At 59.6% G+C, this 11,437-nt stretch carries 10 protein-coding genes and 1 pseudogene; 6 read left to right on the top strand and 5 right to left on the bottom strand.

What is annotated here, in order from left to right; genetic code table 11:
• The 3 genes from CKO36_RS17610 to trxA form a co-directional block, all read right to left on the bottom strand.
• Window positions 1–1,084 (bottom strand): hypothetical protein (locus tag CKO36_RS17610; RefSeq protein ID WP_200286203.1); only part of this gene is annotated, 1,084 nt, incomplete at its 3' end.
• A gap of 3 nt (window positions 1,085–1,087) precedes the next feature.
• Window positions 1,088–2,344: a transcription termination factor Rho gene (gene rho / locus CKO36_RS17605; RefSeq protein WP_200286201.1), complete on the bottom strand. Its 1,257-nt coding sequence runs from the start codon at window positions 2,342–2,344 to the stop codon at window positions 1,088–1,090.
• Between the two features lie 176 nt (window positions 2,345–2,520).
• Window positions 2,521–2,847 carry a thioredoxin TrxA gene (gene trxA / locus CKO36_RS17600; protein WP_200286200.1) on the bottom strand — a complete coding sequence of 109 codons (327 nt, stop codon included), beginning with the start codon at window positions 2,845–2,847 and terminating at the stop codon, window positions 2,521–2,523.
• A 399-nt stretch (window positions 2,848–3,246) separates the two neighbouring features.
• Here trxA and rhlB point away from each other — a divergent pair, with 399 nt between their 5' ends.
• Complete coding sequence (gene rhlB, locus CKO36_RS17595) at window positions 3,247–4,707, top strand: ATP-dependent RNA helicase RhlB (protein WP_200286198.1); 1,461 nt, start codon at window positions 3,247–3,249, stop codon at window positions 4,705–4,707.
• On the opposite strand, the gene yrfG is transcribed toward rhlB, so the two are convergent.
• Window positions 4,704–5,405, bottom strand: coding sequence for a GMP/IMP nucleotidase (yrfG, locus tag CKO36_RS17590; RefSeq protein ID WP_200286196.1), 702 nt, complete (start codon window positions 5,403–5,405; stop codon window positions 4,704–4,706). The two genes, rhlB and yrfG, sit on opposite strands and share 4 nt — an antisense overlap.
• Before the next feature lie 68 nt (window positions 5,406–5,473).
• Here yrfG and CKO36_RS17585 point away from each other — a divergent pair, with 68 nt between their 5' ends.
• Window positions 5,474–6,532: a thioredoxin family protein gene (locus tag CKO36_RS17585; protein ID WP_338053520.1), complete on the top strand. Its 1,059-nt coding sequence runs from the start codon at window positions 5,474–5,476 to the stop codon at window positions 6,530–6,532.
• On the opposite strand, the gene CKO36_RS17580 is transcribed toward CKO36_RS17585, so the two are convergent.
• Window positions 6,508–6,975, bottom strand: coding sequence for a hypothetical protein (locus CKO36_RS17580; protein ID WP_200286194.1), 468 nt, complete (start codon window positions 6,973–6,975; stop codon window positions 6,508–6,510). The two genes, CKO36_RS17585 and CKO36_RS17580, sit on opposite strands and share 25 nt — an antisense overlap.
• 129 nt (window positions 6,976–7,104) lie before the next feature.
• Between CKO36_RS17580 and pta the strand changes: the two genes are divergently transcribed.
• The 4 genes and pseudogenes from pta to CKO36_RS17560 all read left to right on the top strand — a co-directional run.
• On the top strand, window positions 7,105–9,276 hold the full coding sequence (gene pta, locus CKO36_RS17575) for a phosphate acetyltransferase (protein ID WP_200286192.1): 2,172 nt from the start codon (window positions 7,105–7,107) through the stop codon (window positions 9,274–9,276).
• Window positions 9,273–10,481: an acetate/propionate family kinase gene (locus tag CKO36_RS17570; RefSeq protein ID WP_200286190.1), complete on the top strand. Its 1,209-nt coding sequence runs from the start codon at window positions 9,273–9,275 to the stop codon at window positions 10,479–10,481. The genes pta and CKO36_RS17570 overlap by 4 nt, the downstream gene beginning before the upstream one ends.
• 11 nt (window positions 10,482–10,492) lie before the next feature.
• Window positions 10,493–11,143: an IS607 family transposase gene (locus tag CKO36_RS17565; RefSeq protein ID WP_242469710.1), complete on the top strand. Its 651-nt coding sequence runs from the start codon at window positions 10,493–10,495 to the stop codon at window positions 11,141–11,143.
• Window positions 11,140–11,437, top strand: a pseudogene (locus CKO36_RS17560) (RNA-guided endonuclease TnpB family protein); the annotation flags it as partial. The gene CKO36_RS17565 and the pseudogene CKO36_RS17560, both read left to right, overlap by 4 nt.

Raw genomic sequence — 11,437 nt, 5'->3', positions numbered from 1 at the left:
ATCTAACGTCAACATGAAACGATCCTGTCACCAAAATGTCGGCAAGTGCGCGTCCAAACGATGCGTGGCACAATGGAGCGCAAACTATAGCATAAGAATTACGCACCTCTAAATTGACGCGGTTTAACACCGCCACCAGTAGCATATCGGCTGCTCCGGTGCGTGCCAGCAGGGTGACGACATCCAGCAGGCTCTTGCTTTGAAAATAGAGCACCTGATCAGTGAAGCGCACCGGCTGATCGAGCAGCACAAAGCTCAGCTCGGTGATGCGCGCTTCGATCTCGATCATAGGAGTCAGCACCCCCACCGCCAGCAGCACCAGCACGGCACCGGTCAGCAGAGTCAGCCCCTCGGGCCACAGGCGCCGATGGTAGCGGGTGACGGCCAGATTCAGTGCAAACAAAGTACACAGCAGATTCAGTAATGCGATCGCCTGGCCGCGGCTATGCTGTTCGCGTGCGTCGATGCGGATACTGAGTGCTGCGGCGCAGTCCACTCCGGTGTCGCAGTGGTAGTGCGCCAGAATGGCATTGAAGGCGCTGTCATCGACCTCAGCCAGGCTGCTCGCGGTGGCCTGCTCCAGTAACTGAGTCAAATAGCCCTTGAGCTCCTCCCTGGTGCGGGGTTGCTCCAGCTCCAGCAGCACCTGCTCGGCATAGACCGGCACCCGGGCCCGCAGACGGTCAAAGTCGATCAGCCAGTCCTGCACTTGCTGCTGCACAGCGCCCTGGACTTTGTCGATCCAGTGGTCGCCGGCGGCATGGCGACGCCGCTGAGCGTCCTCAATCTCCCGCAGCAGGCGGTCGAGCAGCTGTTCCACCGCACGCTTCAGCTCCGGTCGGTTCGCCTCAGTAATACGGAAGTGATCAATCTTGTGGGCCAGAATCGCGCCCAGCTGCTCGACCCACAGCTCGGCATTGAACAAGCCGTATTTGACATCACGCAGCTCAGCCAGCGCGGTTTTGTCCTGCTGTAGCCGGCGCAGATCACCAATGAGCTGCGCCGCCAGCCAGATCGACAGCCCCAGTAGCACGACCGAGAGTAGCGCCGCGCTGAGGCGCAGCGCTGGCGCCGCGCGGGTCATGCGCTAGCCACGCATGGAGTCGAAGAACTCGCCATTGGTCTTGGTGTGCTTGAGCTTATCGACCAGGAATTCCATCGCCGCCAATTCATCCATGGGATGCAGAATTTTGCGCAAAATCCACATTTTCTGCAGCTCGGCCTGGGGCATCAGCAGTTCTTCGCGGCGGGTGCCGGAGCGGTTGATATTGATCGACGGGAAGATACGCTTCTCGGCAATGCGCCGGTCAAGATGGATCTCCATGTTGCCGGTGCCCTTAAACTCCTCGTAGATGACATCATCCATGCGCGAGCCGGTATCCACCAGCGCAGTGGCGAGGATGGTCAGACTGCCGCCCTCCTCCACATTACGCGCTGCGCCAAAGAAGCGCTTGGGTCGTTGCAGCGCATTGGCATCCACACCGCCGGTCAGCACCTTGCCCGAGGACGGCACCACGGTGTTGTAGGCGCGCGCCAAGCGGGTGATGGAGTCGAGCAGAATGACCACATCGCGGTTGTGCTCGACCAGGCGCTTGGCCTTCTCAATCACCATCTCGGCGACCTGCACATGACGGGTGGCCGGCTCATCGAAGGTGGAGGAAATCACCTCGCCGCGCACCGAGCGGGCCATTTCGGTGACCTCTTCCGGGCGCTCATCAATCAGCAGCACAATTAGATAGCAATCCGGGTGATTATGGCCGATTGATTGGGCAATGTTCTGCAACATCATGGTCTTGCCGGCCTTGGGCGGGGAGACAATCAGCCCGCGCTGACCGCGCCCCAGCGGGGCCACCAGATCGATGATGCGTGCGGTAATGTCCTCGGTGCTGCCGTTGCCCACCTCCAGCCCCAGGCGCTTCTGCGGGAACAGCGGGGTGAAATTCTCAAACAGAATTTTGTTTTTGGTGACCTCAGGGCGGTCAAAATTAATATCGCTGACCTTCAGCAGTGCAAAGTAACGCTCACCTTCCTTGGGCGGGCGAATTTTGCCGGAAATGGTGTCGCCGGTGCGCAGCGCAAAGCGGCGGATCTGACTGGGGGAGACATAGATGTCATCCGGCCCGGCCAGATAGGAGGCATCGGCCGAGCGCAGGAAACCAAAACCGTCCTGAAGAATTTCCAGCACGCCGTCGCCGGAGATGTCCTCGCCACGCTTGGCCTGGACTTTCAGAATGGAGAAGATCAGATCCTGTTTGCGCGAGCGCCCAACCCCTTCAATTTCCATGGATTGTGCAAGCTCGACCAGAGCCGGGATGGGCGTTTTCTTCAGTTCGGTGAGGTTCATCGTAATGCTCAAAACCGCATACAATCAGCCGACACCCGGGCGACCTCGGCAGGCCGGCAGATGCGGTGAGGGAAGGAGGCGGAGGTTTAAAGAACAGGCGCCCGAGCGGGCCGCCCATTGTCGCAACCCGGACTGCAACGCGGCTTGCAATCGGGGCGAGCGCAGCGGTGCGCGGCTTACAGGTTGCTGTCGATAAAAGCCGTAAGCTGGGACTTGGACACGGCACCGACCTTAATCGCCTCGGCCTCGCCGTTTTTGAACAGGATCAGGGTTGGAATGCCGCGGACATTAAAGCGCTCAGTCACCGCACGGTTCTCGTCGATATCGACTTTCGCAACCTTGACGCGTTCGTCGTATTCTTCAGCAATTTCTTCAAGAATCGGTGCAATCATTTTGCAGGGTGCGCACCAGTTGGCCCAATAGTCAACCAGCACCGGAGTACTGGATTGCAGGACATCGGCTTCGAAGGTGTCATCCGTTACATGGAGGATTTTATCGCTCACAGTGTACAATCTCCGTTAATTTAGGAAAACTCAGATTGAGTGGACTGCCAAGCGGTGCGGGGCAGAGCGCGCAGCGCGGCAAACTCGGGTGCAAAAGGGGTGCAAGGTTTCGGCATCGACCGCCTGGAGATTCATGCGAACTTGGGGGCGCGTGACCTTTAAGCTCGGGGGTTTCAATTCGGGGAGATGTGGTTTGCAGTGCTGAAGCTGGGCGTTCGTGCCAGAGCGCAGAATGGCCAGGATTGCGGATGAAGAGTGCCAACCGCCTTGGGCGCTTGCGCGGGTTCGCGTTGCCCCAGACCCATCAGGTAAGATGCTATTTGAGCCTAAAGATAGCAAGTTTTGCAAGTCCTGTCGCCACAAACGGCGATCACCGATGCGGAGAGAGTACCGTATTTCATGTCTGAAACCCATCTGACCGAAACCCGCTTTGACAGCTTCGCGCTCGACTCGCGCATTCTTGACGGTCTGAACCAGGCCGGCTTCACCTTCTGTACGCCCATTCAGGCCCAGGCCCTGCCGATTGCCCTCGCAGGGCATGATGTCGCCGGCCAGGCGCAAACCGGCACTGGCAAAACCGCCGCCTATCTGGTCGCGGCCCTGCATCATCTGCTGCGCCACCCGCCTGATCCGGAGCCGCCCCCGCGCGGACCGCAGGTGCTGATTCTGGCCCCCACGCGCGAGCTGGCGGTGCAGATTCACAAAGATGCCCTGCTGCTGGCTCAATCCACCGGCTTTCGCCTTGGCCTGGCCTATGGTGGCACCGGCTATCAGCAACAGCGCGACCAAATCGCCTCCGGGGTCGATATCCTGATTGGCACTCCGGGACGCCTGATTGACTATTTCAAGCAGCACGTCTTTGATCTCAAGTCCATCTCGGTGGTGATTCTCGATGAGGCGGATCGCATGTTCGACCTTGGTTTCATCAAGGACATCCGCTTTATCCTGCGACGCATGCCACCGCCGGAGCGGCGCTTGGGTATGCTGTTCTCGGCCACCCTGTCCTATCGTGTCACAGAACTGGCCTACGAGCACATGAACGACCCGACCATGGTCGAGATCACGCCCGAGCAGGTGACCGCTGATCGCGTCACCCAGTGCTGCTACATGGTCGGCAACGATGAAAAAATCCCACTGCTGATCGGCCTGCTGCACACCATTGATGACGGACGGGTGATGGTCTTTATCAACACCAAGCGCCAGGCTGAGCGGGTCTGGGGCTACCTGCAGGGTAACGGCATCAAGTCTGCCGTGCTCTCGGGGGATGTGCCACAGAAACAGCGCCTCAGTCTGCTGCGCCGCTTTCAGGAAGGCGAACTGCCAGTGCTGGTAGCCACTGATGTTGCCGCACGTGGGCTGCATATCCCGGATGTCAGCCATGTGATTAATTTTGACCTGCCCGACGACCCGCAGGATTATGTCCATCGCATCGGACGCACCGCGCGCGCCGGAGCCGCTGGCGATGCGATCAGCTTTGCCTGCGAGACCTATGCCTTCTGCCTGCCGGAGATCGAGAGCTACATCGGTGCCAAAATTCCGGTCGGCGAGTTAAGCAGCACACTGCTTGCCGAGATCGATCCGTCCAGCCGCGTGCGGGCACCGCGTCGCGAACCGGGCGGCCGACCAGCCCGAGGCGCGCCACGCCACAAACAGGACAGCCGGCACAAAAACAGGCCCGCGCCCCGCGCCCAGCCGGCCCCAATGCCTCAAGAGGCTCAAGCGCCCCAAAACGCCCAAAGTGCCCAACCAACCACGCCCCCGGCGGACAAACCCAAGCGGCGCCGGCGCCGGCGCGCTAAACCCAGGACGGACAACCCAACCAGCACGCCAGGCCCCACGGCTCCCGACGCCGGATCCTAGGCCTCTCCAGCGGCCGCTGCGGCGCCCAGCTCGGCAATCAAGGGCGCAAAACTGAGAGTTGCCGGAAAATCCCGGTGCTGTGCCGGGGGCACCGTCGAGTCTGCTTGCAAAATCGCCAACAGCCAGCGAAAGCCATAGGCCGAGGCGGTGCGCAGCACATCCAGGTTGTCATCAACGAACAGGGTTCGCAGCGGATCAAAGGGCTCAATCGACTGCACCGCTTCCCAGAACCGCGCTGCCTCCTTGGGCTGCCTGAGCTCATGCGAACAGATGACCCGATCAAAGTGCCCCCCCAGACGGGTGCGCTCCAGTTTTAAGGCCAACGAGCGCGGATGGGCATTGGTCACCAGCACACGACGCTTGGCCCGCGCCGCCAGCGCCTCCAGAAACTCGGGCACATGCGGATGCACGGCAATCAGATGATCGACCTCGGCCTTGAGTAAGGCAATATCCAGCCCCAACAGCTCAGTCCAGTGATCAATGCAATACCAGTCGAGCGTGCCGCGCTTATCCCGATACTGTGCAAATAAAAACTCCTGAGCCGCCTCCAGCCCGATGCCCCGCGCCTCGGCATAGCGCTTGGGTACATGTTCCAGCCAGAAGTGGTTATCGAAGTGCAGATCCAGCAAGGTACCGTCCATATCGAGAAACACGGTATCGATGGAATCCCAATCACGCTCGTGCGGATGCGCTATCATATTGCTCCTCAAAAAACTGCCACGGCTGCGCGCGCATCACGGCCCGCCAGCCAACCCACGAAAACGCTGTGAAACCTAAATCCCTTGACCAAGCCCGTGCGCTGATCAATCCCCTAGCCGGCGTCCTGATCGCGCTGTTCCTGACGGGAGGAGTCACCCTGGCCGCCACCGCGCCCGAACCGGGCGCGAGCTTCGATGACCGCCCACGCAGCACCGAGCTTGAGTATCCCGACTGGTTCAATCCGGCATTTTTGGATCTACCCGCCGATCTGGCTGCGGCGCGAACCGCCGGCAAAGCCGGATTGATTCTATATTTTGGCCAAAAACACTGCGCCTATTGCCACCGGCTGATGGAGGTCAACTTTGCCCTTAAAGACATCGTTGAATACACCCGCCGGCATTTCGACTTGGTGCCAATCGATATCCAGGGACAAGCCGAGGTGACGGATTTTGACGGTCAGCAGCTGAGCGAACGCACCCTGGCACAGCGCGAAGAAGCTGAATTTACGCCAACGTTGCTGTTTTACGACGAGGCTGGTGAACTGGCTCTGCGCCTGCGCGGTTATTATCCACCCTATCAGTTCCGCGCCGCCCTGGAATATGTCGCTGATGACCATTATCAGCACGAATCCTTCCGCGATTATCTGGCGCGCGGCGATAATCGCATGGTTTTTGATGACCAGGATTTAAACGCTGAAGACTTCTTCGCCGCGCCCCCCTATCAGTTGGAGCGCCGTCGCATGCCTGCGGACCGACCGCTGGTGGTGTTTTTCGAGCAAGGCGACTGCCATGCCTGCGATGTGCTCCATGGAGATGTCCTGAAAAACACGCAAGACGGCAAGCAACCTCTGGCCGAGCGGTTCCAGGCATTCGATGCGGTGCAGCTCAACATGTGGTCCGATCAGCCAGTGGTCACGCCTCAGGGTGACAAGACCACGGCCAAAGACTGGGCCGCACAGCTCGGGCTCTTTTACGCCCCTTCCCTGGTCTTTTTTGATGTTCAGGGCGGTGAACTCCTGCGCGTCGATTCCGTGGTGGGTTTTTATCGGCTCAACAGAATTCTGGACCATATCCTAAGCGGCACCGACCGCGAGGCGCCCACTCAATCGCAAAAACGCTTCAAATAGTCCTCATACTCAGTCCGCTTGTGGCGCAATCGCTGCCCTTCACTCGCCTGATACCCCGCACGCAACTTGCGCTCAACCTGTTCCAGCTGATGGTGTTTCTTCCAGCACTTTTCCTCCTGCCGCCGCTCCACCGCCGCCGCCTTGGCCGCCTCAGCACGCGCCTTGGCCGCCGCCTGGGAACGCTCCGCTGCCGCCTCCGCCTCATCCTCGGCGTCAAAGACCTCCGCTGGATCCGGCGGTGTCCAGCCGCTCGGACGCTGATCGATATCCAGCAACACACTTGCATCACGCCCATGGCAGGGGTACTGGCGAAACTCAATACTTCCATCCGCCGCCGTACAGCGATAAACACTTGACTCCTGAGCACAAACGCACAGCGCAGACCAAGCCAGTGTCAGACTCAAGACCGACACCAGGAACCGAAACCCCTTACCATCAATCATTCCAGTCTCCTCCCCATCACAACCACGCATTTACACCCGCACAGCTTACACCCGCACAGCTGGAATTCTACCGCACCATCCACACTCCAGCCTATACTTTTTCCACTTTTTGTTATTGAGGTTTTAACGATGCAGAGTCTTTACATCGCTGGCGCCGGCTCCGGCAGCGGCAAGTCCGTCGTCGTGCTGGGCTTTATGGAAATGCTCACGGCGATCAATCAACGCGTCGGTTTTTTTCGCCCCATTGTCAACGGCAGCGTCGAAGAAGACAATCTGGCCACGCTGATTCGTCATCGCTACAACCTGCCGTTCGCCAACGACATGCTCTATGGCTGCACCGCGCAGCTGGCCAGCGAGCTGGTCGCCAGCGGTCATTACGATGAGCTGCTCAAGCTGATTCTCAATCGCTTCAAGCTGCTGGAGGAACGCTGCGATCTGGTGCTCTGTGCCGGCACCGATTTCGACGGTCTGGTGCCATCGCTGGAGTTTGACTTCAACGCCGATCTGGCCAACAACTTTGGCTGCACCATCGTAGCGGTGGTCAAGGGCTTCAGCCGCGGATTGGAGGAAACCCTCAACTCGATGCAGCTGGCCCATGAGTCACTGATCAATCGTGGCGGCGACCTGCTGGCCACCGTGGTCAATGGCGTCGATCCCGATCATGTCGATGCCGTGCGCCGGCGCGCGCGCGCCACCATGCCCGCCGCCGAAACCGTCTATGTGCTGCCCTATATGAGCACCCTGGCCCAACCGACCATCGGTGAAATCGCCAAGATGCTGAATGCCAAGTGGCTGAGCGGCGAAGACGATAGTCGCAATCAGGTGGTGACCAACTACAAGGTCGCGGCCATGGAGGTGCCAGACTTCCTCGGCTATATCGAAGACGGCTGCCTGATCATTGCGCCAGGGGATCGCAGCGACATTATTCTCGCCAGTCTGGCGGCGGATGCCTCCTCCTCCTTTCCGCGCGTGGCCGGGCTGCTGTTGACTGGCGGACTGAAACCGGCGGCCAATGTGCAAAAGCTGGTCGATGGCCTGCGGCGTAACAAGGTGGCCATCCTCAGTGTCGATGAAGACACCTTTTCGACCGCGCTCGCCGTGTACCGGGTGGAATCCAGTATGTTGGCCGGCGATGACCGCAAAACCGCCGCCGCCCTCGGCCTGTTTGAAAATCATGTCGATGTCGCGGATCTGCGCCAGCGCATTTCCAAGCATCATTCAACGCGCGTCACGCCGCTCATGTTCGAATACGAACTCATCCATCGGGCCAAGTCCGATCACAAGCGCATCGTGCTGCCAGAGGGCAGCGATGAGCGCATTCTGCGCGCGGCGGAAATTCTCAGCCTGCGCGGTGTCGCTGATCTGATTCTGCTGGGTGACCCAGACAAAATCCGCCGTCGCATCAGCGAACTCGGGCTAAATTTGGATGGCATTGACATCATCGACCCGGTCAACTCGCCCAAGCGCAATCAGTATGCGGCGATCTATTACGACTTGCGCAAACACAAGGGCATCTCGGAACAGATGGCCTATGACGCGCTGGAAGATGTCAGCTACTTCGCCACCCTGATGGTCTATGTGGGCGATGCCGATGGTATGGTCTCGGGGGCGGCTCACACCACGCAGCACACCATTCGCCCTTCCTTTGAAACCATTAAGACACGTCCAGACTCCAAACTGGTGTCCAGCGTCTTCTTCATGTGCCTGACTGACCGGGTACTGGTCTATGGCGACTGCGCCGTGAACCCCAACCCGGATGCCGAGCAACTGGCTGACATTGCCATCACCTCAGCTGGCACTGCCGCCGCTTTTGGCATCGAACCGCGCGTGGCCATGCTCAGCTATTCCACCGGCGCCTCCGGCAAGGGTGAGGATGTCGAGCGGGTGCGTGAGGCGGTAAGCATCGCCCGGCAACGCTGCCCGGAGCTGAAACTCGACGGGCCGATTCAGTATGATGCCGCCGTCGATGCCGTGGTCGCGCGCTCGAAAATGCCTGACAGTGAGGTCGCCGGCAAAGCCACCGTATTTATCTTCCCGGATTTGAATACCGGCAACAATACCTACAAGGCAGTGCAGCGCAGCTCGGGTGCCGTGGCCATCGGCCCGGTTTTGCAGGGATTGAACAAACCCATCAATGACCTGAGTCGCGGCTGCACGGTCACCGACATCGTTAACACCGTGGCCATTACCGCCATCCAGGCCCAACAGCAGGCCGAAGCCAAGCTGGCCGCCGAGTCACTGCAAGACGCCCGTTCAACCACCACCAGCGCAACCACTAACAGCGAGGAAACATCGGTATGAAAGTTCTGGTCCTTAACGCCGGCAGTTCATCGATTAAGTTCCAGCTCTTCGAGATCGCCGGCTGGTCAGTCATTGCCTCTGGAAACCTCAGCCGCATTGGCGAAGCGGATGCGCTGTTTACCTTCCGCTGGCAGGATGCAAACGGCCAGGCACAGCAACTTGACGAACAGCAGCCACTGCCCACCCATCACGACGCACTGGAGCGCATGGTCGCGCAACTGCACGCCACCGGCGCGCTGACCGATCTGAGCGAGCTTAAGGCGGTTGGGCATCGCGTGGTGCATGGTGGCGAAGCCTTCCACCAACCCACCCTGATCGATGACGATGTGATCGCGGCCATTCGCCAAGTGATCCCGCTCGCCCCCCTACACAATCCAGCGCATCTCGACGGCATTTTGGTCGCACGAGAGTTGTTTCCGGGTGTATCGCAGGTCGCGGTATTCGACACCGCTTTTCATCAGACCATGCCGCGCACTGCCTATCGCTACGCCATCCCGGACTATCTGTATCGCGAGCATCAGGTACGCCGCTATGGCTTTCATGGCACCTCACATGCCTATGTCGGTCAGCGCGCGGCCACCATGCTCGGACGTTCCTTTGATCGCACCCACCTGATTACCCTACACCTGGGCAATGGTGCCAGCGCCACCGCCATTCGCAATGGCAGCAGCGTGGATACCTCCATGGGCATGACACCGCTGGAGGGATTGGTAATGGGCACCCGCTGCGGTGATATTGATCCAGCCGTGCTGCTGTATCTGATGCAACACCTGGAGATGGACCACGCCCAGATCGATCAGCTGCTAAATCGTCACAGCGGTCTGCTGGGCCTGTGTGGTGTCAACGACATGCGCGAGATTCATCGGCGCATTGAGCAGGGCGACACCAAGGCCGAGCTGGCCCTGGGCATTTTTTGTCAGCGGCTGAAAAAATACATTGGCGCCTACACCGCCGTGCTGGGCGAGGTGCACGCGCTGGTCTTCACCGGCGGCATTGGCGAAAACGACGCCGAAACCCGCGCCCGCACCTGTGCCGGCCTGGAACGCCTGGGTATTGTGCTGGACGAGACTGCCAACCGCAGCCACGCGCCTGGTGAGCGGCTCATTAGCCACGCCGACAGTCCGATCAAGGTACTGGTCATTCCCACCAACGAGGAATTGGAAATCGCCCGCCAGACCTTCGAAGCCGTTGGAGCTAGACTCTAGTCTTATAAAAAATGCGCGATAGTGTATTATTATCTCATGGAAAGCACCATGAGTACAGGCAAGGCGGCGAAGCAGCTCGGTGTTTCGGTCAAGACATTGCAGCGCTGGAGCGCGAGGGGCGTCTCATTCCCGTGGCGCGCACCGACAGCAATCGTCGTCTTTACACCGAGGCCCAGTGGCGAGCGTTCATCGGATGGCGACAGACGCCCGAGTGTCCAGCGCGAATAGTGGCCTATTGCCGAGTCTCATCGGCCGCACAGAAGCCAGACCTGGCCAACCAGCGCCGGGTGCTGGAAGCGTTTGTTGTGGCGAGAGGTTTAGCGAACGTCGAATTCGTCGAAGACGTGGGAAGCGGCTTGAACTTCAAGCGCCAGCGTTTTTTGGCACTGATGGATGAGATCGGGCAGCGGAGCATCAACACCCTGATCCTCGTCCACAAAGACCGGCTGACGCGCGTTGGGTTCGAGTGGTTCGAGCATTACGCCAAGACACACGGCTGCGAAATCCTGGTACTGAATCAAGAAAGGCTTTCGCCCGAACAGGAGCTGGTGCAGGACTTGATGACCATCATGGGTGGTTTTTCATCGCGGTTGTATGGATTGCGAAACGTTCGCAAAACGCTCAACGAGGCACTTGGCAAACATCAGGACAACGTCGAATGAAAGTCACGCGGATTTTGCGCGCCAAGCGCCCGAACAAGGGCAAGGTCGCCGCGTTGCGCGAGCAAGCGCGACGGCTTGGGTCGTTGCGCACCGAGGTGTGGCAGCGATTTGGGTCTGTTGGGGGTGTGGGCGTTTCGGATCGCCAGATTCGCGATCGCTGGCTGAAGGAAGGTCGCCGCTTCCCGGTCTCGGCCAATGCTTGGAAGGAAACCTTGCGTGATGCCAAGGGCGACATCACCGCCAACATGGAGTCAGCCAAGGTCAAGGCGCGCCGCTGCATCTGGCGTCACACCC

The sequence above is a fragment of the Rhabdochromatium marinum genome (assembly GCF_016583795.1).
Lineage (GTDB): Bacteria > Pseudomonadota > Gammaproteobacteria > Chromatiales > Chromatiaceae > Rhabdochromatium > Rhabdochromatium marinum.
The sequence above is the reverse complement of the archived record's forward strand: the minus strand, read 5'-3'. Positions and strand labels throughout refer to the sequence as shown.